Consider the following 22589-nt stretch of genomic DNA (forward strand, 5'->3'; position numbering starts at 1 on the left):
GAGTCATGGACAGTCACATCACCGGCGATTTCCTGCCGACCACGGAAGAAATCGAAGAAATGGGCAGGCGGGTGACCGGCGCGGTGCTCGGCGGTGGCGCCGACCGGGCCGCGCACTACGCCGAGCACGGCCGCTGGGTCTACCGCCCCATCGACGAGGCCAGCCGGTGGGTCGGCACGGACTACGACCACGGCAACTGGACGACCGGGTTCTGGGCGGGGGCGATGCTGCACCTCGCCCAGCTCGGCTGCGCCGACGACGGCCTCGTCGAGCGGGCACGAACGCTGTCGGCCAAGCTGGACTGCCGGGTGGACGACCACGGCACGCACGACATCGGGTTCATCTTCTGGCCGAGCGCGGCGCTGGTCGCCCGGCTGTTCGGCGATCCGACGGCGGCGTCCTCGGCGTTGCGCGCGGCCGAGGTCCTGGCGGAGCGCCAGGTACCCGGTTCGGGTCACCTGCAGGCGTTCGGCGCGGTCGGCGAGGACCGGTCCCGGCCCACCAGCACGATCGACACGATGATGAACCTACCGCTGCTGTGGTGGGCGCACCACCACACCGGGGCACCGGAATGGGCCGAGATCGCCCGCGCGCACGCCGATCGGACCGCCCGGAGCCTGCTGCGCCCGGACGGCTCCACCTACCACCTGGCAAGGATCGGCGACGACGGCGAGGCGTTCTGGCAGGGCACGTTCCAAGGAGCGGCCGACGACTCCTGCTGGACCCGCGGTCAGGCGTGGGGAATCGCCGGCTACCTCACCATGGCCTGCGAAACCGGTTCGGCGGAGTACGGCCGGATCGCGGCGCGGCTGCTCGACTTCTACTGCGGAAGCCACGACATCGACGCGCTGACCCCGTACGACCTGGTCGTGGACACCGGCATCCGGGACTCGTCGGCCGCCGCGATCGTCTGCTACGGCCTCGCTCTCACGTTGCGGAAGGACCCGGACCTGGCTCGTCTGGTGGGGGCGGAAGACCGGCTGACCCGCATCTTGCGCGCGCTACGGCGCGACGCGCTCTTCCAGGACGAGGTCGGCGTGCTCGCCCACGCCTGCTATTCGGCGCCCCACCGGCTCGGGATGGACGGACCCCTGCCGTACGGCGACTACTACTACCTCGCCGCGCTGGCACTGGTGCGCGGGGTCGCCGACCTCGTCCCGGACCGGGCGGTCAATCCCGGCTGAGGTTGCCCGCGCCTCGTACCACCGGGGTGCGCAGCGTGCCCACTTCGCCGATCTCGATCTCGACCACATCGCCTTCGGCCAGGCCGAGATCGAGCTCGGGCACGATCGAGGTGCCGGTGGACAGCACCGCCCCATCCGGGTGGACGTTGTCCCGCAAGAGGTACTCGACCAGCTCGGCCGGCTTGCGGTTCATCTCGGCGGTGTTCGCGTGTCCGCTGAACACTTCCCGCCCGTCGCGCAGGATCCGCATGCTCAGGTCCAGCTTCAGCGGGTCGTCGATCTCCCAGGCCGGCCGCACGCCGGCCGACACCGCGCAGGAGCCCTGGTAGATCTTCGCCTGCGGCAGGTACAGCGGGTTCTCGCCCTCGATGCTGCGCGAGCTGACGTCGTCGACCACCAGGTAGCCCGCGATTTCGCCGCGGCTCGTCAGCAGCAGCCCGAGTTCGGGCTCCGGCACGTTGTTGGGCGAGTCGACCCGGATGACGATCGGCTGGCCCTCGGTGACCACCCGCCAGGCCATGGACTTGAAGAACAGTTCGGGCCGTGGGGCGTGGTAGACGCGGGCATAGATGTCCTCGTCCGCGCTTTCCTCGCGGCGGGCCTCCTCCGACCGGCGATAGGTCACACCGGCCGCCCACACCTCCATTCGCCCGTCGAGGGGCGGCAGCAGCCGCGCACCGGACGCGGGCACGGCCGGGGCGCCGGCGGCCGCGGCGACCAGCTCCCGGATTTCCGCCAGCGGCCGGCCGAGCAGCTCGCTCATGCTGCCCACGGGGAGGGCGCGCAGGTGCGCACCTTCGTCGTCCAGCACCCCGACGCGGTTGTCCGCCGGCCGCTCGAGCTCGGCGAATCGGACAAGATGGGTCACGCTTTTCCCCTTACGCTTCAACAACTTCGTCGTTCAGTGATACTGAATGCCGTTCAGTATCAGTCAGACACTACGGGCCCACGAGCAGCCCGTCAACGCGGGGGCGCGGGTCAGCGGGGCCGGGCACCCACCGGGCGCGGCGGGAGCTGGAGCGGCGGCACGAGGTACTGCGCCGCGAGAGCGTGCAACCGCTCCACGTAGCCCGCGAGGGTATCGGGACCGGTTTCCCCGGCGAGCGTGGAGACCGAGATCGCGCAGCACGGAACTCCGTTGAGCAGCACCGGAACCGCGACGCAGGCGATCCCAGGCTCGTTTTCCTCGAGGTCGAGCGCATAGCCGCGAGCCCGCGCCTGCTCCAGCGCGTCATGCAGGTGGGTCCAGCTGAGTCCGGGCAGAGGACCTGCCTTTGTGCCCCCCAGCTGGGCTCGCAACGCCCCAGTGTTCCATTCGTCGCAGGCGAGCACCGCGCGGCCGAGCGCAGTGCTCGCCGCAGGGTTGCGACCGCCGATCTTCGAGCCCACCATCACCGACCGGTCGGCATCGACCTTCTCCAGGTAGATGATGTCCGCGCCGTCCAGGATGCCGACGTGGCACACTTGGCGGATCTCCTCGGACAACCGCCTGATCAAGGGCAGCAGGCTGGCGCGGAAACTCAGCTTCTCCTCGTAGGACGCGGCGACCCGCAACGTCTCGCCGCCGAGCCGGTATCGGCCGCTTTCCCGGTCCTGCGCGACGAAACCGCGGTGCCGCAACGCGGACAGGGTAAGGTGAGCCCCGCTCTTGGGACTGCCGAGTGCCTGCGCTATGTCCACAAGGGACAGACCGTCCGGTCCCTTCTCCCCGAGCAGCTGCAGTACGGCGAGCGCCTTGTCCACGCTGCGCACCGGTGATTCCGCCACATCCAGTCCTTCCAGTTGTACTGAATGGCATTCAGCATAGCTGGACGCGGCCCCGCGGTTCAGTCCGTGGACAGCAACACAGGCAGGGGTCTCGTCTTCACAAGTGAAAACGAGGCCCCTGACCTGGATATACTGTCTCGACCAGACAGTGCGCCCGAAGGGATTCGAACCCCTGACCTTCTGATCCGTAGTCAGATGCTCTATCCAGCTGAGCTACGGGCGCGTGTTCAGTTGTTAACCTAGCACCTGCCGAAACAGGCACCAGCGGAGGCTCCGGGATTTGAACCCGGGAGGGGGGGTTACCCCCAACCGCATTAGCAGTGCGGCGCCATAGACCAGACTAGGCGAAGCCTCCTGGGTCCTAACGACCACTGCTCAGATAGGTTACACACCCCTCCAGCCCCTCCGGAAGGCACCCCCCTCAACGCTGCAGCACCCGCCGCAACCAGGGAGAACGGCCGCCGAGGCCCTCGGCTTCGAAGGTGGCGATGCCGACGCGCGGGAGGGATCCGACGCCGGGGTAGACGAGATACCGCGGGACCCACCGGGGCTGGAACTTGGCGTTGAACCGGTAGAGGCTTTCGATCTGGATCCAGCGCGAGAAGAAGTGCAGGACTTTCGCCGAAAGGCGCGCGACCGGGCCGGCGCCGATGCGTTGGCCCTGTTCCATCAGGGCGCGGAAGGCGGCGAAGTTCAGCGACACGTGGTCGATGTCGTGCTCGCGGGAGTACAGCAGCAGCTCCGAGATCATCAGCTCGTTCACGCCGTTGTCGACGGTGCGGTCCCGGCGCATCACGTCCAGCGACAGTCCTCGCTCGCCCCACGGCACGAACTGCAGCACGCCTCGGACGCGTCCGCCCTGTTCCGCGGTGACGATCACCGAACCCGGGTCGCCCATGCGGCCCAGCGCCATCGAGAACCCGCGTTCGGTTTCGGTGCCGCGCCAGGTGGCGGCCAGGTGCACCAGCTCGGGCAGCTCGCCGGGACGCAGGTCTTCGGCTCGGCGCACCAGGACCTTGTAGCCGGCCCGCTTCGTCCGCGACGCCGCCTGCCGCACGCCGCGCATCACTCGGCCTTCCAGCGTGAACGTCTGGGTGTCGACGACCGCCTCGTCGCCGATTTCCAGTACCTCCAGGCCGAACCGGGCCCACACCGTCGCGCCGAGTTCGGACGCGCCCATCGCGGCGGGCACCCAGGCGTTGCGCTGGCAGATGTCCAGGTACTCCTCGATCGCGCCGGGCCAGGCCTCGTGGTCGCCGAGCGGGTCGGCCGAGGTCAGCGCGACGCCGGCGATCACGCGGAACGTGACGGCGGCCTTGCCGGTCTTGGAGAAGACCGCGAACTTGTCGCGGCGCAGCGCGAAGTAGCCGAGCGAATCCCGCTCCCCGTGCTGCTTCAGCAACTCGTGCAGCCGCGCGAGTTCGTCGTCGGACAGCTCCGGCGCGGGTTCGGCCGAGCGCAGCAGGAAGTACGCCGACACCAGCACGCCGGTGATGCTGAAGATCAGCCCGATCGACGCGGACAGGTCCTCGAACCACATCTCGTGGAACACCGCGGGCCCGCTGACGCCGGTGAGCGCGAGCGCGGACTGGGACAGCCGGTCGGCGAAGCTCAGCGGGTCGAGCATCCGGGCGGGCGCGACCGACAGCAGCGCGAAGTTGAGCACGAACCCGGCCAGCACCAGTTGCAGCAGCACCCGCAGCGCGCGCCAGCGGCCGACGGTCGGGTCCGGGCGGGCGATGAAGTACCGCCGTGTGCCGAGAAGCCCGGCGAGCAGCACCATCGACACCACGCCGGCGCCGAAAACGTGCCGCAGCCCGAGGTGGGACAACGCCAGCAGCGCGGCGAAGCCGACCGCCAGCTGCCAAGCGCGGCGTTTGCGACGCCGGAGCCCCGCGGCGAGCATGATCAGCAACACACCGGTGACCAGTGCCACAGCGGCCGCCGCGGTGGTCGCTTCGCTCGGCAGTTCCAGCCATTTGGCGACGTGGCCGCGCACGTCGCGGCCCACCGGGACGACCGTGGACACGATCGCCAGCAGCCCGGCCAGCCTGGTCACCCACGTGATCGCGACGACCGACGTGACGCCTGCCGCCTGCCAAGTGTGCTGCGCGCGTGTCCCCGTCACCACGCGTGCAACACGCACGGCCCTGCCATGCTTCCCCCCGTTGGCGCGTTCACTCCGCGGCGAGCTCCACAAAGGGGGCCAGCGCGGCCGGGTTGGCCAGCGCGTCCGTGCTCACCGCCCTCTCCGGCGCGACTCCGGAGAGAATCCGCTTCACTGGTACTTCGCACTTCTTACCGTTCAACGTACGGGGAATCTCGGAAACGACCAGGAACCGATCGGGTACGTGTCGTGGCGACAGCGCACCGCGAATCTCTTTCCGCAGGTCAGGCTCTACCTCTTCGAGCTTCGCGCCCGGCGCGAGTACGAGAAAACACAGCAGCTGCCCGTCGTCGTTGCCCGCCGCCGACGTGTCGATGACGAGCGAGTCGGCGACCGTGGCGAACCCTTCCGCGACCCGGTAGAACTCGGCGGTGCCCATCCGGACGCCGCCGCGGTTGAGCGTCGAATCGCTGCGGCCGTAGACCACCGCCGAACCGCGGCGCGTGATCTTGACCCAATCGCCATGCCTCCAGATACCCGGGTATGTGTCGAAGTACGCCTCGCGCAGCCGGGAACCGTCCGGGTCGTTCCAGAACGAGACCGGCATGGACGGCATCGGTTCGGTGATCACCAGCTCGCCGACCTCCTCGACCACCGGCTCGCCGTGGTCGTCGAACGCCGCCGCGGCCACGCCGAGCGCGCGGCAGGACAGTTCGCCGAGCCACACCGGAACGTCCGGCGCGGCCGCGACGATCGCCGCGCACAGGTCGGTGCCGCCGGAGACCGAGCAGATCTGCACGTCCCGGCCGATCGCGTCGGCGATCCAGCGGAAACCCTCGGAGGACAACGGCGAACCGGTCGAGCCGACCACGCGCAGCGCGCTGAGGTCGTAGCGTTCGGCCGGGGCGAGGCCCGCCTTGAGGCAGCTCTGGATGAACGGCGCGGACGTGCCGAAGTAGGTGACGCGGTGCTGTTCGGCCAGATGCCACAGCGCGTTCAGGTCCGGATGGCCGGGACTGCCGTCGTACAGCACGATCGTGGCGCCGACGAGAAGCCCGGAGGCGATGAAGTTCCACATCATCCAGCCGGTGGTGGTGAACCAGAAGAACCGGTCCCCCGGCTCGAGCCCGCTCTGCAGGCCCAGCGCCTTGAAGTGTTCGACGACGATGCCGCCGTGGCCCTGCACGATCCCCTTCGGGAGCCCGGTCGTGCCCGAGGAATACAGGATCCACAACGGATGCGCGAAGTCCACCGGCTCGTACGCCAGCTCGCCGCCCGCGTGTTCGGCGAGCATCGCGTTCCAGTCGATGACGCCGTCCAGCGTCCCGTCGCCCAGGTATTTCACCAAAACGGTGGCTTCGATCGACGGAATCTGGTCGCGCAGCTGCTGAACGGTGTCCCGGATGTCGAATTTCCGTCCGTTGTAAGCATATCCGTTCACCGCGATGAGCACCTCCGGCTCGATCTGGGTGAACCGGTCGGCGATCGCGCGGATCCCGAAGTCCGGGGAACACGACGACCAGATCGCGCCGAGGCTGGCGGTGGCGAGGAAAGCGATGAGCGTCTGCGGGCAGTTCGGCGCGAGCGCGACGACGCGATCTCCTTTGCCGACACCGAAAGCACGCAACGCGGCGCGCGCGGCGGCGACGTGCGCGCGGAGGTCGCCGTAGGTGAATTGCTCGGCGAGCCCGTCCTCGCGGTGGAAAATCACCGCGAGTTCGTCGTCGGCCTTCGTGGCCCCGCCGGTGTCCGGGCTCAGCGAGTGTTCGGCGTAGTTGAGCGTGCCGCCGTCGAACCATTTCGCGTCCGGCATCGCGCCGGACAGGATTTCCCGCGGCTGTTCGTGCCAGCGCACGCCGAAGAACTCCGCCACCGCGGTCCAGAACTCCGGAACTTGCTCGACCGAGTAGCGCCACAGGTCGGCGTAATCGGCAAGGTCGACGCCGCGCTGCTCGCGCAGCCATCGGCGGAAGGCCTCGATCTTCGAGTCAGCGACCCGGTTCGGGTCGGGTCGCCAAAGCACCTCGGGAACAGCGGCGTTCTCGGTCACTCGCCGATGCTAACCCCGGCATGCGCGCAAAGTCCTTTTTCGACCGTGCCCACTCCGGACAGCAGCGCGCGGACGACGTCAAGGACGAACTCGCGGGTCAGGTCCTGGTGCCCGAACAGCGCGCGGAACACGACGGGGGCGGCGAACAGGTCCAGCAGCAGGTCGACGTCCTGGCCGGGCTGGAGATCCCCGCGCTCCTCGGCCTTGCGCAGGGAAACGACGCAGGCCTCCCGGCGCGGGGCCCAGAACGAGGTCAGGAAGTCCTCCCGCAGCTCCGGGTCGTCCGCCAGGTCAACGGCCAGCGCCGGGAGGACGCGGCCGAAGACCGGGTCCTCCAGGCCGATCCGGAGTGCGTCGAGGTGGCCGACGAGATCGCAGCAGGTGCACCCGGTGTCGATCTCCGCGATCCCGGTGCGCGCCTCCGCCAGTGCGGCGACCACCACGTGTTTCTGGCTTTTCCACCGGCGCCGGATGGCGGGTTTGGTGGTGCCCGCGCGCTGGGCGATGGCCTCCATGGTCAGCGCCGAATAGCCGGATTCCCGGACCAGTTCGCACACCGCGACCAGCACGGCGTGGTCGATCCGCTCGTCGCGTTGGCGCGCCATGAATTCTCCCGCTATCCGTTGAGCAGCACGACCTTACCGAACGATTTCCCCTGCTCCACGTGCTGGAGGGCAGCCGCGGCGCCGGCGAGCGGGAACGTTTGGTCGCGCACGGCGGCGAGCTGACCGTCTTCCACGAGCTCGAGGACGCGGTCCCACGACTTCCGGCGTTCTTCCGGCGGCACCGAGGTCAGGCTGAACGCGAACAACGTCGGCGACTTGTGGAAATCGCGCATCAGCGGCTCGAACGCTTCCGGTTCCGGGACACCCGCCGTTCCTCCACAAAGGACATAGCGACCGTTGGGGCGCAACAGTTCCAGATGCTCCCGGACCTGCGGGCCAGCCGCGGTGTCGATGATGACGTCGTAAGTCTCCTCGGGACGCTCGCGGGTGCGGTCGACGATTTTCGCGGCACCGAGAGTCCGGAGCCGTTCGCCGTACTCCGCCGAGGACGTCACTGCGGTGACCTCGGCACCGCGAGCGTGGGCGATCTGGGTCGCGAGCACGCCGATCCCGCCGCTCGCGCCGCGGACGAGCACCCGTTCGCCAGGTGCCACCCCAGCCCGATGCACCGCGCTCTCGGCGACCATCGCGTTCACGCCGAGAGCGACCGCGTCGGCCGGATCGAGGTTTTCGGGCACGGGGTACAGCTGGTCCGCGTCGGCGACGACCTGCTCGGCGTAGCCGCCGGAAAGGACCAGCGCCAGCACTCTCCGCCCGTCCCGCATCCGGCCGACGACCTCGACGCCCGGCACTGAGGTGGTGCCATTCCGCAGATTCATGATGTCGAAGTAGCCGACGCCGATGGCCTCGACCTCGACGGCGGCTTGCCCTGGGCCAGGAGCCGGGTCAGGGGTATCGGCCAGGACGAGTCGCTGCTGGGGTTCGACAAGCACCGCTTTCACAGGTGGTTCCTCTCGCGTTAACGTTTCGATCCGGATCGGAACGTTATGCGAGTGCGCAGCGACCCGTCAAGGGTGCTGCCGAAGATCAGCGGAGGTGCGCGTTGAACCAGTCGAGGGTGCGCTGCCAAGCCTCTTCCGCCGCGCTGGGATCGGCGTCGAAGCGGTGGTTGGCACCCGGATAGTGCACGACGTTCGTCGCGACTTTGGCCGACGCCGCGGCCTCGCGCAGCTGCTCCACCTCGGCCTCGCCCGCCTCGTCCCCGGCATCGCCGTACATGCCGAGCCACGGGCTGGTCACGCGTCCGGCGATTTCCAGCAGCTTCGGCAGTTCCGCCACCGCCTGGCCGCCGACGCTCACCGCCGCGCCGAACTTGCGGTGCGAGGCGACTACCAGCGCCGCCGTGCCGCCGAGGTCGAAGCCGACGACGCCGCGCAGGTCGGCCTCGACGCCGCGGTCGGTGAGCCATTCGAGCGTGCGGTCGGTGGCGTCGAGCAGGTCGCGCTGGGTGAGCTTTTCGCCGGATTCGATGTGCGGGGTGACGGTGAGCCAGCCTTCGCCGGCAAGGCTTTTGACCAGCAGCAGGACGCCGTCGGTGACCCCGTCGCCCTCGTGCAGGACCACCAGGCCGCCGCGAAGAGCGCCGTCGGGTTCGGCGAAGGTGAGGCGGAGGGTGCTGCCGTCGGTACGCTGGTGATCCACGGTGGTCGTCGACGTCATCGCCTCATGCAATCACCTCTGGGTGAACATTGGGAACCTTTCCGGATCCGCCGGGGCGAGATACGGTGACCCCGTCGTCCCGTGAAAACCGAGGAGTTCCGACGATGCCGTCCCTCGCCCCCCGCCCTGACCTCGATTCGTTGCCGAAGTACGTCCCTGGCCGGACGATCGAAGGGGCCGTCAAGCTCGCGAGCAATGAGGTGCCCGGCGGTCCGCTGCCGAGCGTCCAGGCGGCGATCACGGCTGCGGTCACCGGAGTGAACCGCTACCCGGACAACGGTTCCCAGGCTTTGCGCGAGCGGCTTTCGCGGCGGCTGGACGTGCCTGCCGAACGCCTCGCGATCGGCTGCGGTTCGGTTTCGCTGTGCCAGCAGATGATCCAGGCGCTGTGCGGTCCCGGCGACGAGGTGCTGTTCGGCTGGCGGTCGTTCGAGGCCTACCCGATCGTGGTGCAGGTGGCGCTCGCGACGGGCGTGAAGGTTCCGCTGACGCCGGAGCACGGGCTGGACCTCGACGCGATGCTGGCGCGGATCACCGACCGCACGAAGCTGGTGTTCGTCTGCAACCCCAACAACCCGACCGGCACCGTGCTGCACCGGGACGAGATCGAGCGGTTCCTCGAAGCGGTGCCGCCGCACGTGCTCGTGGTGCTGGACGAGGCGTACAAGGAATTCGTCACCGACCCCGAGGTGCCGGACGGCGTCGAGTTCACGCGGACGCACAGCAATGTGGCGGTGCTGCGCACGTTCTCGAAAGCGTACGGACTCGCCGGGCTGCGGGTCGGTTACGCGGTGGCTCCGGAGCCGATCGCGCAGGCGCTGCAGCAGGTGTACGTGGCGTTCTCGGTGAACAGCATCGCGCAGGTGGCCGCGATCGCGTCGCTCGACGCGGAGGACGAACTGCTCGCCCGGTGCCAGGAAATCATCTCCGAACGCACCCGCGTGCGGGACGCGTTGCTGGAAATGGGCTACGAGATCCCGCCGACCCAGGCGAACTTCGTGTGGTTCCCGCTCGGCGACGCCACCGCGGCCTTCGCGGAGCACATGCTGGACCGGAAGCTGATCGTGCGCCCGTTCCCCGGCGAGGGCGCGCGCGTGACGATCGGGACGCCGGAGGAGAACGACCTGTTCCTGGCCGCGGCCAAGGAATTCCGCGCTATTTGAGCACCAGCTGCACGACCGCGGCGAGCCCGATCACGACGATCACGCCGCGCAACACGGTGGGCGGCAGCTTGCGGCCGATCCTGGCCCCGAGCTGCCCGCCGATCGTGGACCCGAGCGCGAGCAGCCCGATCACCGGCCAACTCACCGGGGCGACGAACGCGTAAATCGTGCCGGCGACGATGTTCACGACCGCGGACAGCACGTTCTTGACGCCGTTGAGCCGCTGCAGCGGTTCGGACAGCAGCATGCCCATGACGGCCATCATCATCACGCCCTGCGCGGCGGTGAAGTACCCGCCGTAGATGCCGATGACGAAAAGCAGCCCGAACAGCAACGGTCCGGCGTGATGCTCGCGCCCGTTGGCCTCGCGGCGCTTCTGCACCCACTTCGACACCTTCGGCTGAACGATCACGAGCACGACGGCGAGCCCGACGAGCACCGGAACGATCTTCTCGAAGGCGTCCTTGGGCAGCGTCAGCAGGAGAATGGTGCCGCCGATGGCCCCGAAAAACGAGGCGACCGCGAACCGCACCACCTGCGGCCAGTAACCGACCAGCTCATGCCGGTAGCCATAGGCCCCGCTGATCGTCCCCGGCGCGAGCCCGACCGCGTTCGACGTCGTAGCCGTCACCGGCGGATACCCCAGCGCGACGAGCACCGGAAAGGTCACGAGCGTCCCGGAACCGACGACGGTGTTGATCGTCCCGGCCCACATCCCGGCAATGAAGATGACGACGGCATGCCACCAGGTCATAAAGCACTCACCCGCTGACCCTAAGCAGCACCCCCGACACCCGGCGACGCGATGTGTCCGGTCAGACACTTGACGGGACCGCCTCGGGGCACGGGGAGGCTCAGGGATGGGATTGGGTTCATCTCACCGGCTGCCTGCCGTGCACACACCCGACGGCATCGCTCGCAAGCCGAAACCTCCGTCGCGCCCGCACACCCGACGGCATCACCCGCGAGCCGACACACGTCCGCCAGCGCACGTCCCACTTCGCCTACCGGGCCCGCACTTCACCCGCGCCGACCGTCCGCACCAGCTTCTCCCTCCGCACCCCTCCTTCCGTCCACGTCCCCGCCTCAACCGCCGACCAGCGCCTCACCGACCAGCACCTCACCGCTCAAAAACGCAAAACTCGTTCCCCTCCGGATCCGCCATCACCCACCACGCCCGGTCCTCGCCCCGCTCCGCCACCATCCGTGCTCCGGCGGCACGCAGCTCGGCCGGATCGCCCCACACGTCGAGGTGCATCCGGTTCTTCACCGTCTTGCGCTCCGGCACCGGGTTCAGCCAGAGCAACGGACCCTCCCCGGCCGGGTCGACGATGGCGACCGGCCAGTCCGGCGGGCTCTCTCCGGGCGGGCTTCGGCGGACGTAGCCGAGCGTCGAACACCACCAGTCGGCTTGTGCCTGGTGGTCGAGTGCGTCCAGTGCCAGATCCTTGAACTTCGCGGTCATGATCCCTCCCTTTCCCGCCAACGATCGTGACACCCGCCACCGACAATTTCGCGCGGCTCGGGTCGCCAGCTGCCAGGATGGGCGGCGTGGCCCACGAATCCGAGCAGGTCTGGAGCGCCACGGTCGACCATCTGCGCACGATGATCGACTCGGGCGAGCTCCCGCCGGGCTCGCGCCTGCCCGCGGAACGCGCGCTGTGCGAGCAGCTCGGCATCAGCCGCGGGTCGTTGCGGCAGGCGTTGCGGGTCCTGGATTCGATCGGTTACGTCCAGATCCGCGCCGGGTCAGGCACCTACGTCCGCGAGCAGGGCACTGCGGAAAGCCCACTGAGCAGCTGGTTTTCCGAGCACGAACAGCTGGTGGAGAAGCTGTTCGACCTCCGCGCGACCGTCGAGCCGACCCTCGCCGAGCGGCTCGCGACGCAGCACACGCCGCGCGTCGTGCAGCGGCTCGCGGACAACGTCGCAGAGATGGAGGAGGCCGCGGCGGCTGGGGACATGCTGCGCGTCATCGCGACGGACGCCGAGTTCCATCGGGTGATCGCGGGCAACGCGGGCAATGACGACGTCGCGGACCTGCTCCGTTCGGTGCTCGCGCTGGTCGGCGAGGAACGCCGGGCTGCCCTGCGGCTTCCTGGGCAGATCCGCAAGGCCGTCGCCGAGCACCGCGCGATCCTCGACGCCATCAGCCGGTCGGACGCGGCCGCGGCGCGCGAGATCACGCTCAAACACCTGCTGGACGCGAAAACCTACGCCCACGACTACGCGTCTTCCTGAATCAGCACCCGCGCAACACGGCGCGATCAGCGCTACAGTATTCACAAGTTTATAAAAAGACTGATACCAAGGGGGTCCGGCCGTGGAGAAAGTGCACTTCACCGAGGAGAAGGCGACCAACCTGGGCACGCTGTACGGTCGCGCCCTCGACGCTCGCCGCAAAGACCCGATCCTCGGTGACACCGCGGCGGACGAAGCGGTCAAAAAGATCGACTACGACTTCAGCAAGCTCGGCGTCAACGAAAACTCCTCGGTCTCCGTCGCGATCCGGGCGCGCGCGATCGACGCGATGGCCGCCGGGTGGCTCGCCGAGCACCCGGACGCGATCGTCGTGCACCTCGGCTGCGGGATGGACACCCGCGTGTACCGGCTCGACCCGCCGCCCTCGGTCGCCTGGTTCGACGTGGACTATCCCGAGGTCGTGGACGTCCGCGGCCGGATCTACCCGGAACGCCCGGGGTACGCCATGATCGGCTCGTCGGTCACCGATTTCGGCTGGCTCGACCAGGTTCCCGGCGACCGCGAGGCGCTGATCGTGGCCGAGGGGCTCACCATGTACCTCACCGCGGAGTCCGGGACCGAACTGGTCCGCAGGCTCGTCGGCAGGTTCCCGTCCGGCCGGATCGTGGCCGATTTCTTCAGCTCGCTCGGCGTCAAGGCGCAGATGATCAACCCGGTGGTCCGCCGCTCGGGCGCGACTTTGCATTGGGGCATCGACGATCCGCACGAACTCGAGCGCTACGGCCTGCGCCTGGTGTCCTGTTTGGACGCGACCGAGTGGGCGAGCGACGAAGTCCTCGCGAAGATCCCGGCCGGGTCCCGGCTGGCCTTGCGCGCGTCGGCGCTGTTCCCGGCGATCCGGAAAATGGGCCGGATCGCCGAATGGGATTTCTGAACCCCTGACCGGAACCGCGGCAACGGCGGTTACCGGGTTTCCAGCACCCGCGCCACGAACCGGCTGATCTTCTCGTTCATCCGCTCGACGGCTTCCTCCTGCGTGAGCGTCTCCTTCGGCTGCGGCACCGCGGGCTTGAGTTCGCCGCGCAGGTACGCGCTGCACTCCAGGTCGGCGCACAAATACGTGCCGACCGTATTGCCGTCGCGGCCGGCTTTCCCGGCGAGCCGCGCGCTGAACAGCGTGATGTCGGCGAGCGGATGCGTCGTGGTGCAGAACGCGCAGATGTTGCTGCGCACCCGTGATTTCGCCGGCGGCGCGGCGCGCAGCGACAGGCCGATCAGCTCCTCGCCGTGCGGCACGACGAGGTACGCCCGGCCGGGAGCCTTCACGTCGCGCCAGCCGAGGAAGTCGCGCTTCTCCCACGGGACGTCCGCGGGCAGCGTGACGGACTTGGCTTCCCCGCGGGAACAGTTGACGAACGAGGCGCGGATCTCAGCGGGGTCGAGCGGTTGCATACGGCCACGCTAACCATCGCTCCGCCGCGGCGGCGACAGCTTTTTTCGCTCCCGGCCCCGCCACCCCATACGATCTGCGGGTGCGCACGATGATCGCGGGGAGGTTCCGGCTGGTTCTGCGCACCAGTCTGGGCTTCGCCGCGCTCGGCGTCGGATCGAGTGTCGCCGGTGCCGGAGTCGTCGCATTGCTGCTGCTCCTGCAGGGGTTGCCGGAGGACGTCGACGACCGCGGCTGGGTGCTCGGCGTCACCGCGGCCGGGGTGGTCGCGCTCGCCCTGATCGTCGGCACGCTCTGGACCGCCTACCTGCAGCGCCGCACCGTGGTGTGGTTCACGATCGGCCGCCCGCCGACCGCGGACGAGGCGAAACGCGCGCTGCGGCTGCCGTTCGACATGGCTGTGGTGAGCGGCACGCTCTGGCTGATCGGCGCGCTCGCGCTGGGCATTCTCGCCGGCGTTCTCGGTTCGCTCGGCGACGCGGCGGGCATCGCGCTCACCATCGGGCTCGGCGGGCTGACCACGGTCGGGCTCACCTACCTGGCCGCGGAATGGGTCGCGCGGCCGGTGATGACGATGGCGCTCGACGTGCTGCCGCCGCGCGGTTCGCTGCCGGTCACAGTGCTGACCCGGCTGGTCGTCACGTGGGTGCTGGCGAGCGGCGTGCCGCTGATCGGCGTGCTGCTCGTGACCACGCCGCCCGATCTCGGCCGCAACGGAAACCCGACGGCGAGCCTGATCGTGCTGTCCGTGACCGGCCTGACGACCGGCGCGATCGGCACCGCGCTCCTGTCCCGCGCCGTCGCCGCGCCGCTGCACCGGCTGCGGATCGCGCTGGACGGCATCGCGCGCGGACGCAAGGACGTGCACGTCGACGTGGACGATTCCAGCGAGATCGGGATGCTGCAGACGTCGGTCAACGACCTCGCCGCCGGCCTGCGCGAACAGGACCGGATGCGCGACCTCTTCGGCCGCCACGTCGGCACCGACGTCGCCCGGCACGCGCTCGAATACGGCGCTTCGCTCTCCGGCGACGTCCGCGAGGTCACCGCGTTGTTCGTGGACGTCGTGGACTCGACAGCGCTCGCGTCGCGCACTCCGCCGCAGGAATTGGTCGAGAAGCTGAACCGGTTTTTCGCGAGCGTGGTGTCCGCGGTGGACGCTCGGGGCGGGCTGGTCAACAAGTTCCAGGGCGACGCCGCGCTGTGCGTTTTCGGCGCGCCGACCCGGCTGTCCGACGGCCCGACGATGGCGCTCGCCGCGGCCCGCGCGATCCGCGACGCGGTGCTGGCGGAAGGCGAACTCGACCTGGGGATCGGCGTCGCGACCGGACAGGTTTTCGCCGGGCAGCTCGGTGCTTCGAGCCGCCTGGAGTACACCGTGATCGGCGACGCGGTGAACGAGGCCGCGCGGCTCACCGAACACGCGAAAGCGGTTCCGTCGCGGGTGCTCGCCAGCGAAACGACGGTGAAAGCCGCGCTGGGCGGCGAACGGGAACACTGGCGGCTGCACGGCGAACTCCACCTCCGCGGCCGCCATCGCGAGACCCGGACCTGGACGACCTAGCGCTCGTGAGTGGCAACGCCGGTTCTAACCGGCATCGCCACTCACGAGGCCTTCATCGCCTCCGTGATCCGGGCCAGAAAGTCCCGCACCACAGCGCTTTCCGCCGCGTTGAGCGTGCGCGACACCGCGTCCAGCTTCTCGATCGGCGACCGCCACACCGCCGCCGCGATCTCGCGCGCGGCATCGGTGACCGTGACCGCCACCCGCCGCCGGTCGGTGTCGCTGCGGACGCGCGCCAGGTAACCGGCCTCTTCCATCCGGTCCACCAGCGTGGTCGCCGACGGTCCGCTGATCCCGAGGCGGCGGCCCAGTTCCACCGGCCCCATCGGCCCCTGGTGGTTGAGGATCGCGATCGCGGTGAGGTCGTTCGCGTTCATCTCGACGCTCTTCGCCATCCGCGCCATGAGGTCACGGCTGGCCTCGATGACGTCGCGCACCGCGAAGGTCGTCTCGTTCATGTTCGCGAGCGCTGCCTGGTTCTCGTCCACGCGGCCCTCCTTGTCAGTAGAGAAACTAATAGATAGATTATCTATGTACCTGAGCAACGGCAAGGAGGAGCACCATGACCCGTCGCAGTCTTCTCGTCTCCGGAGCCAGCATCGCCGGTCCCGCGCTCGCTTCCCGGCTCGCGCGCTCCGGCTGGGACGTCACCATCGTCGAACGGTTCGATCATCTGCGCGAGGAGGGCCAGAACGTCGACATCCGCGGCGTCGGCCGCCAGGTGCTGCGCAAGATGGGGCTCGAAGAGGCAGTCCGCGACGCGCACACCGGCGAGGTCGGCACGCGGTTCGTGGACGGACACGGCCGCGTGGTCGCCGAGTTCCGCGCCGGCGAGGGCGATTCCGGCGGCGGGACGGCCGAGATCGAAATCCTGCGCGGCCAGTTGTCGAGACTGCTGTACGAGCAGTCTGCCGGCGAGACGACCTATCGATTCGGAGACCAGATCCAGGCGTTGCACGACGACGGCACCGGCGTGGACGTCGACTTCCAGAGCGGCCAAACCCAGCGCTTCGACGCCGTGGTCATCGCCGAAGGCCTGCGCTCCCGCACCCGCGCGATGCTGATGCCGGACGCGCGTCCGCACGAACTCGGCCTCTACACCGCACACCTCGCGATCCCGCGCATCGCCACCGACAACGCTTGGTGGCGCACGATGTTCTGCGGTCGCGGCCGGATGTTGTTCCTGCGTCCGGACAACGTCGGCACGATGCGCGCCGGACTGTTCTTCCTGTCCGACGTGCGCGGACTGGACCGGCTCACCCCCGAAGACACCGTGTCCGTGCTGCGCAAGACGTACGCCGACGTCGGCTGGGAAGGGCCGCGCGTACTGGCTGAAATGGACAACGGCTCGCTGTACCTAGAGGGCGTCGGCCAGACGAAACTGCCGACGTGGCACCAAGGCCGGATCGTCTTGCTCGGCGACGCCGCGTACTGCGCTTCACCGATCAGCGGCATGGGCACGACGCTCGCCCTGACCGGCGCGTACATCCTGGCCGGAGAGCTCATGGCGCACGAAGACCCGCGGGCGGCGTTCGGTCAATACGAACACCGGATGCGGCCGCTGGTCGCCGAGGCGCAGCGGCTCTTCCCCGGCGCGCCGCAGGTGACGATGCCGAGGTCGCGGGCGCATCGGACCGCGCTCCACGCCGCGCTGCGGATGGCGAGCACGCCGTTGGCGCAGCGGCTGGGCAAGGTCGCTGGACGGTTCGAGAAGCCGCGTTCGGAAGCGATCGCGCTGCCGGAGTACGCGTAGCTCAGGGCAGCTCGGGCCAGGTCAGCACCGTCGAACCCCAGGTCAGCCCCGCTCCGAACGCCGTCAGCAGCACCCGGTGGCCCGGCGTCAGCGTCCCGTCGGCGACCGCGTCCGCGAGCGCCAGCGGGATCGACGCCGCGCTGGTGTTGCCGACCCGCTCGATGTTCGACACCACCGCGTCCGCGGGCATGCCGAGCTGTTTCGCGGTCGCCTGGAGGATGCGGATGTTCGCCTGGTGCCCCACGAACCGGTCGACGTCGCCGACCATCCAGCCGGCCTCTTCCAGCACCGCGCGCGAGGATTCCGCCATCCGCGCGCACGCCTGCCGGAACACGGCCGTGCCCTGCATGACCATGAACCGGTCCTTCGGGTTCTCCGGCACCCGCTGCGCCGCACCGCCCGCCTCGACCCACAGCAGTTTGGCCAGTTCGCCCTCGCTGTGCAGGTCGAACGGGCCGAGCGCGCCGCGTTCGCCGGGCTCGCCCGCGCGCAGCAGCACCGCGCCGCCGCCGTCGCCGAAGATCGGCACCGTGGTGCGGTCGTCCGGGTCGACCAGCGAGGTGAAGACGTCCGCGCCGATCACCAGCACCCGCTCGGCCATCCCGCCCGCGATGAATCCGGCCGCGGTGGCGAGCGCGTAGATGAAGCCGCTGCACACCGCGTTGACATCGAGAGCCAGCACCGTGCCGAGGCCGAGCCGGGCCGCCACCTGCGGCGCGGTGGCCGGGCACAGCTGGTCGGCGGTGGAGGTGGCGAGCACGACGGCGTCCGCGTGCCCGTCCGGGCCGAGCGCCGCCCGTCCCGCCTCCTCGGCGAGATCCACTGTGGACTGGCCGGGGGCGACGCGGCGGCGCTCGCGGATCCCGGTGCGGGTGCGGATCCACTCGTCGCTGGTGTCCAGGCGGGCCGCGATCTCGTCGTTCGTCACCACGTGCTCGGGCAGCGCGCCGCCGATCCCGGCGACGACTGCGGCACGGTGGCGCGACCGGACAGCGCTCATGGCGGAACCTCCCAGACCGGCTTGTTGGCGGACGTCGCCGGTTGCCTCCCTTGTATGGCCTACCCCTGGGTAGACCGGTCAGTTGTGTTCCACGTCACTAAGAGACCTCTTCCACATTCGCTCGATAGGAGGTATTGCGACCAGCGTCTCGGCGGCGTGATAAACCCGAGGCTTTTTGTCGGTCCGCCCGGTTAGCCTGAAGTGTGCGCACTCCCGACCTGGACCAGCTTGACCTCGCCATCCTCTCCTGCCTGCAGACCGACGCCCGCACGATCGCCGAGGTCATCGGGTCCAAAGTCGGCCTGTCCGCCGCGGCCGTGCAGCGGCGGATCAAGCGGCTGCGCGAAGCCGGAGTGATCGAGAAGGAGGTCGCGGTGCTGTCCCCGGCCGCGCTCGGACTGGACATGACGTTCGTCGTCATGGTCGAGATGGAGCGCGAGAGCCTGGCGGTGCTCGACGGCTTCCGCGCCCAGGTCCTCGCCGACGACTGCGTGCAGCAGTGCTACTACGTCACCGGCACCGCGGACTTCGTCCTCGTGGTCACCTGCCCGGACATGGCGGCGTTCGAGAATTTCGCGCGGCGGATGTTCTTCGACAACCCCAACGTCCGGCATTTCACCACGAGCGTGGCCATGGACCGGGTCAAAGTGGGCCTCACGCTGCCGCTTTCCTGACCTGCGCGGAAACGCAAGGGTTCTGTGTCCGGCGTTACGTGTTCGCGGCCTGATGCAACCGATCGCGTGAACGTCGGCGGAACGACGTCATGTGCTCCCGAGTCGATCATCTCCCTGCCGACCAGTTCGCGAGGCGCGAACGACCGGAGGACTCCAGGAGCAGCCGTGCACACCACCGACGCCGTACACCAGACCCAGTTCGTACTGCTGAACGAGAGCACTACGCCGGTGCTGTCCCGCCTCTCCTTCCACGTGGCGGAGCCCTACGCGGTCACCGTGGCGTTCCGGACCGAGCGGGGCCGGTGGATCGAGTGGACGTTCGCCCGCGACCTGCTCGTGACCGGGCTGGACGAGCCGACCGGGATCGGCGACGTGCGGATCCGGCCCGACCTGTCCGAGGACGAGGCCTTGCTGACGCTGGAAATCGAGTCGCCCGACGGCTACGCGTCGTTCGAGCTGGAACGCGCCGACCTCGAGGCGTTCCTCGAATCCTCCTACGAACTGGTGCCGCTCGGAGCCGAGAGCGAGCACTTCGACATCGACGGGCTGATCGAGGAGATCAGCAACGTCTGACCGAAGACCTGCCGATCCCGCGGCAATGCGGACAAGGGCGGTTCGAGTGCGCTGGAGGCACTCGAGCCGCCTTTGTCGCGTTTGGACTCAGCCGCGGACGAGCGTCGTGCCGGTAGCCGACAGCGCGACGTTCACCGGGTAGTAGTAGCTGTTGACGGTGTCGCCGCCGGAAACCATGCCCTGCGCCTGGTTTCCGCTGATGAACGAACCGCCGGAGTCGCCGTGGTCGGACCGGGCGTTGGTGAGCACCATGCCGGTCACGGTGCCTTCCTGGTAGCGCACGGTCTGGTTCTTGGCGCGGATCGTGCCGCAGGTCCAGCCGGTGGTGGAACCGGACTTGCACACCGAAGCGCCGACGGCGGCCTCGGTGGAACCGGCGACGCGGGTGCCGTTGTTGATCTGGCCGACCGGGGTCCAGTTGCTGTTGACCCGCGCGGCCGCGTAGTCCGCGCCGGGGAAGCGGTAGGTGGTGAACTGGCCCATCGCGACCCGGTTGTAGCCGGACAGCGCGCCGCCGCCGGTGAGTGCGGCGCAGTGGCCCGCGGTCAGGAAGCCGCCGTTCACCGAGAATCCGACGGAACAGCGGGACGAGCTGCCGATGTAGTACGCGTCCCCGCCGAGCACGTTGTAATGCGCCTTGGGCACTGCCGAGGTCTCCGTCACGGTCACCGCTGAACTGTCCACACCGGACTGGCGGACGAACTGCTCCGCCGCGCCGCGCTGTCCCTTGAGGACAGTCAGGCTGATCCGGTTGCTCGCGGTGTCGATGCCCCAGCCGGTGACCGACTTCGGTGCCGCCTTCTCGTGGGCGTTGAGCGTCTGCACGGTCGAGTCGAGCTGCCGGGCGCTGAACCGGACCACCTGTGCCTCGGCGCCGGCCGCGCGCACCTGGTCGACCAGCGCCGCGTCGGTCACCGAGACCACGGCTTTGCCGGTCGACGCGTTGAAGCTCGTGCCGCTGAAGCGTTCGCCGAGAGACTTCTCCAGTGCCGCGCCGACCTTGTTCGCGGCCTCCTCGTTCGTGAGCCGGGCGAGTGCCTGGCCGTGGGTGAGGCCGAGGTCGCGCTGCATCGCCGGGACCATGTCGGGGTTGAGCGGGGCGGCGCTGGCGGCCGGGACGCCGGCGAAGATCGCCGTCACCGCCGCGGCAGCGGTTGCGGCGCCGAGGAATCTGATGGCTTTCATGCTTCTCCCTCGCATTCGGTTCCCCCCGGCCTCGAAGGGTGCGGCGGTGGTCCAATCCACTGCAATAAGGGGGCGCGAGAATAGGTAGCGGAGCAATCCTTAAGTAGGGACTTGCGCGACTACCGAGCGTTCGCCGCGGCAGCGGGCGTCCGTGGGTTGTTCCGCTGAACCGGCGAACTCCACGAGGTTTCGCACTCTTTGTGACCGCGCGCCGGGTTTTCTTCTGCCATTTGGTTACCGTGCGGAGGCAGACGTGTGAGGAGCGTGCGCATACTCCCGTCGAGAGTCGGTTTACCCCGCCCCGCGCACTGCTTAAGCTCCGGGCGAAACGGACAAGATGCTCGCTGGGGAGGTCGTGATGTGGCCGGCCGTTCCGACGGTGGTGTCCGTGCGTCCGCGTCCGGCGGCTTTCGCCGGACGGGACCGCGAACTCGCCGCCGTCGCCGAAGTTCTCGGACACCGACCCGCCGCGGTGCTGGTGGAGGGCGCGCCGGGAATGGGCAAAACCCGGCTGCTCGCCGAACTCGCCGCGCGCCCGGAGTTTTCCCGCGTCCGCGTGCTGCGCGGCGCGTGCCCGCGATTGGCCGAGCCGTTTCCCTACGGTCCGGTGCTGGAAGCGTTGCGCTCCGCCGGGGATCGGCTCGGACCGCTGAGCCCGGTTGCCGGTGCGCTGCAACCACTTCTGCCGGAACTCGCAGACGTCCTGCCGCCCGCGCCGGAACCGCTGCCGGACGCCGGCGCCGGGCGGCATCGCGTGTTCCGCGCGTTCCGGGAACTGCTGATCGCCTGCGGCCCGACCGTCCTGCTCATCGACGATCTGCATCGCGCCGACCCGGGGACCGGCGACCTGTTGCGCTTCCTCGCCGTCGACTGGCCGCCGGAACTGGGCGTGGTCGCCACTTGCCGCGCTGGGAACTCGCGCGTTCGCACCGCGCCAGAAGTACACAGCGCGCAGGTGACGCTCGGTCCGTTGGATGCCGCGGCGGTCACCGCGATGGCTTGCGACCTCCTGGGGTTGCCCCGGATCAGCGCCGAGTTCGCCGCGAAGCTGCACGAGTACACGGCCGGGATTCCTTTTGTCGCTGAAGAAACTCTCCGCGCGTTGCGGGGCGTTGAACTGACTGAGTCGGCGTTGGATCGGCTGGAAGTTCCTGCCGCGCTTCAGGAATCGGTGTCCAGGCAGCTGTCCGCGCTGCCTAGGGCCGCAGTCCAGCGCACCAAAGCCGCCGCCGTGCTCAACATGCCCGCAGAGTTGTCGGTGCTGAACGAACTGGCCGGGTTGGCCGAGAACGAGAGCGCGTTGTCGGACGGGCTGTTGGACGAGGTCGACGACAATCGCTACGGCTTCAGACATCCGTTCGCGCGCAAAGCCGTGTACGATGGTCTCAGCGCGTCCGAGCGGAAATTGTTGCACACCAAGGCAATGCACCTTCCTGGTCAACCGTTGTCGCTGCTCGCCGCCCATGCGCAGGCCGCCGGACGCGTCGAGGAATGGCAGTACTACGCGGAACAAGCGGCTGACGAAGCGATCGCGCACGGCGATACCGCACGCGCCATCGATCTGCTGCAGGCGATCGTCGCGAAGGCCGACGAGGACGCGGTCGGCCGGTTGGCGAAGAAACTCAGCGATGTGTCGCTGCGTGTCTTCCGCCCCGATGTCCATCTGACACTGGAAAAGGTGCTCGAAGACCG

General features: G+C 69.1%; 21 protein-coding genes, 2 tRNA genes and 1 pseudogene. 9 read left to right on the plus strand and 15 right to left on the minus strand.

The features are described 5' to 3' along the window. Window positions 1-5: 5 nt before the first annotated feature. On the plus strand, window positions 6-1184 hold the full coding sequence (locus EIZ45_RS25020; protein WP_134663919.1) for a glycoside hydrolase family 88 protein: 1179 nt from the start codon (window positions 6-8) through the stop codon (window positions 1182-1184). Here the strand turns inward: EIZ45_RS25020 and EIZ45_RS25025 are convergent. From EIZ45_RS25025 to EIZ45_RS25065, 9 genes are all read right to left on the minus strand, one after another. Then, the gene (locus tag EIZ45_RS25025; protein WP_134663921.1) at window positions 1171-2052 is read right to left on the minus strand and encodes a fumarylacetoacetate hydrolase family protein; all 882 of its coding nucleotides are present in this window, start codon (window positions 2050-2052) and stop codon (window positions 1171-1173) included. The two genes, EIZ45_RS25020 and EIZ45_RS25025, sit on opposite strands and share 14 nt — an antisense overlap. Before the next feature lie 110 nt (window positions 2053-2162). Further along, window positions 2163-2951, minus strand: coding sequence for an IclR family transcriptional regulator (locus EIZ45_RS25030; RefSeq protein WP_134663923.1), 789 nt, complete (start codon window positions 2949-2951; stop codon window positions 2163-2165). 149 nt (window positions 2952-3100) lie between these two features. After that, window positions 3101-3174 (minus strand) — tRNA-Arg (locus EIZ45_RS25035). Window positions 3175-3216: 42 nt separating this feature from the next. Then, a tRNA-Ser gene (locus EIZ45_RS25040) sits at window positions 3217-3306 on the minus strand. 66 nt (window positions 3307-3372) lie between these two features. Further along, entirely contained in the window at window positions 3373-5082 is a 1710-nt protein-coding gene (locus tag EIZ45_RS25045; RefSeq protein WP_037807237.1) for a phosphatidylglycerol lysyltransferase domain-containing protein, read from the minus strand. 46 nt (window positions 5083-5128) lie between these two features. Then, window positions 5129-7108, minus strand: a complete 1980-nt coding sequence (locus EIZ45_RS25050; RefSeq protein WP_134663925.1) for an acetoacetate--CoA ligase — start codon at window positions 7106-7108, stop codon at window positions 5129-5131. Then, on the minus strand, window positions 7105-7713 hold the full coding sequence (locus EIZ45_RS25055) for a TetR/AcrR family transcriptional regulator (protein WP_134663927.1): 609 nt from the start codon (window positions 7711-7713) through the stop codon (window positions 7105-7107). Before EIZ45_RS25055 ends, EIZ45_RS25050 begins: the two co-directional genes overlap by 4 nt. Window positions 7714-7724: 11 nt before the next feature. Then, window positions 7725-8615, minus strand: a complete 891-nt coding sequence (locus EIZ45_RS25060; RefSeq protein ID WP_134663929.1) for a zinc-binding dehydrogenase — start codon at window positions 8613-8615, stop codon at window positions 7725-7727. Between the two features lie 85 nt (window positions 8616-8700). Continuing rightward, window positions 8701-9333, minus strand: coding sequence for a dienelactone hydrolase family protein (locus EIZ45_RS25065; protein ID WP_037807230.1), 633 nt, complete (start codon window positions 9331-9333; stop codon window positions 8701-8703). A 104-nt stretch (window positions 9334-9437) separates the two neighbouring features. Between EIZ45_RS25065 and hisC the strand changes: the two genes are divergently transcribed. Continuing rightward, complete coding sequence (hisC, locus tag EIZ45_RS25070; protein ID WP_037807227.1) at window positions 9438-10496, plus strand: histidinol-phosphate transaminase; 1059 nt, start codon at window positions 9438-9440, stop codon at window positions 10494-10496. On the opposite strand, the gene EIZ45_RS25075 is transcribed toward hisC, so the two are convergent. After that, the gene (locus EIZ45_RS25075) at window positions 10489-11250 is read right to left on the minus strand and encodes a sulfite exporter TauE/SafE family protein (protein WP_134663931.1); all 762 of its coding nucleotides are present in this window, start codon (window positions 11248-11250) and stop codon (window positions 10489-10491) included. The genes hisC and EIZ45_RS25075 overlap by 8 nt on opposite strands. Before the next feature lie 366 nt (window positions 11251-11616). Continuing rightward, window positions 11617-11961 (minus strand): VOC family protein, encoded by a 345-nt coding sequence (locus EIZ45_RS25080; RefSeq protein WP_134736074.1) that lies wholly within the window; start codon window positions 11959-11961, stop codon window positions 11617-11619. Between the two features lie 77 nt (window positions 11962-12038). Between EIZ45_RS25080 and EIZ45_RS25085 the strand changes: the two genes are divergently transcribed. Together EIZ45_RS25085 and EIZ45_RS25090 are read left to right on the plus strand one after the other, a co-directional pair. After that, window positions 12039-12737 carry a FadR/GntR family transcriptional regulator gene (locus EIZ45_RS25085; RefSeq protein WP_037807218.1) on the plus strand — a complete coding sequence of 233 codons (699 nt, stop codon included), beginning with the start codon at window positions 12039-12041 and terminating at the stop codon, window positions 12735-12737. 82 nt (window positions 12738-12819) lie between these two features. Then, window positions 12820-13632, plus strand: a complete 813-nt coding sequence (locus EIZ45_RS25090; RefSeq protein WP_134664065.1) for a class I SAM-dependent methyltransferase — start codon at window positions 12820-12822, stop codon at window positions 13630-13632. A gap of 29 nt (window positions 13633-13661) precedes the next feature. Here the strand turns inward: EIZ45_RS25090 and EIZ45_RS25095 are convergent, their stop codons facing one another. After that, window positions 13662-14150: an FBP domain-containing protein gene (locus EIZ45_RS25095; protein ID WP_043837735.1), complete on the minus strand. Its 489-nt coding sequence runs from the start codon at window positions 14148-14150 to the stop codon at window positions 13662-13664. An 89-nt stretch (window positions 14151-14239) separates the two neighbouring features. On the opposite strand from EIZ45_RS25095, the gene EIZ45_RS25100 reads away from it, so the two are divergent. Next, complete coding sequence (locus tag EIZ45_RS25100) at window positions 14240-15712, plus strand: adenylate/guanylate cyclase domain-containing protein (RefSeq protein ID WP_037807674.1); 1473 nt, start codon at window positions 14240-14242, stop codon at window positions 15710-15712. Window positions 15713-15753: 41 nt separating this feature from the next. Here the strand turns inward: EIZ45_RS25100 and EIZ45_RS25105 are convergent, their stop codons facing one another. Continuing rightward, on the minus strand, window positions 15754-16200 hold the full coding sequence (locus EIZ45_RS25105; protein WP_205669993.1) for a MarR family winged helix-turn-helix transcriptional regulator: 447 nt from the start codon (window positions 16198-16200) through the stop codon (window positions 15754-15756). A 74-nt stretch (window positions 16201-16274) separates the two neighbouring features. Here EIZ45_RS25105 and EIZ45_RS25110 point away from each other — a divergent pair, with 74 nt between their 5' ends. Continuing rightward, window positions 16275-17465, plus strand: coding sequence for an FAD-dependent monooxygenase (locus EIZ45_RS25110; protein ID WP_134664067.1), 1191 nt, complete (start codon window positions 16275-16277; stop codon window positions 17463-17465). A gap of 1 nt (window position 17466) precedes the next feature. On the opposite strand, the gene EIZ45_RS25115 is transcribed toward EIZ45_RS25110, so the two are convergent. Next, window positions 17467-18465 (minus strand): beta-ketoacyl-ACP synthase III, encoded by a 999-nt coding sequence (locus tag EIZ45_RS25115; protein ID WP_037807209.1) that lies wholly within the window; start codon window positions 18463-18465, stop codon window positions 17467-17469. 203 nt (window positions 18466-18668) lie between these two features. Here EIZ45_RS25115 and EIZ45_RS25120 point away from each other — a divergent pair, with 203 nt between their 5' ends. Both EIZ45_RS25120 and EIZ45_RS25125 read left to right on the plus strand, forming a co-directional pair. Further along, window positions 18669-19139 (plus strand): Lrp/AsnC family transcriptional regulator, encoded by a 471-nt coding sequence (locus EIZ45_RS25120; protein ID WP_009085935.1) that lies wholly within the window; start codon window positions 18669-18671, stop codon window positions 19137-19139. A 165-nt stretch (window positions 19140-19304) separates the two neighbouring features. Beyond that, window positions 19305-19712: an SsgA family sporulation/cell division regulator gene (locus tag EIZ45_RS25125; RefSeq protein WP_043837742.1), complete on the plus strand. Its 408-nt coding sequence runs from the start codon at window positions 19305-19307 to the stop codon at window positions 19710-19712. 87 nt (window positions 19713-19799) lie between these two features. On the opposite strand, the gene EIZ45_RS25130 is transcribed toward EIZ45_RS25125, so the two are convergent. Continuing rightward, a complete protein-coding gene (locus EIZ45_RS25130; RefSeq protein WP_134664069.1) occupies window positions 19800-20897 on the minus strand; it encodes a S1 family peptidase in 1098 nt (365 codons plus the stop codon). Window positions 20898-21255: 358 nt separating this feature from the next. Here EIZ45_RS25130 and EIZ45_RS47660 point away from each other — a divergent pair. Further along, window positions 21256-21750: pseudogene (locus EIZ45_RS47660) on the plus strand (ATP-binding protein); the annotation flags it as partial. Window positions 21751-22589 lie beyond the last annotated feature (839 nt).

Origin of the sequence: Amycolatopsis sp. CFH S0740 (genome assembly GCF_004522315.1) — a bacterium.
Lineage (GTDB): Bacteria > Actinomycetota > Actinomycetes > Mycobacteriales > Pseudonocardiaceae > Amycolatopsis > Amycolatopsis nivea.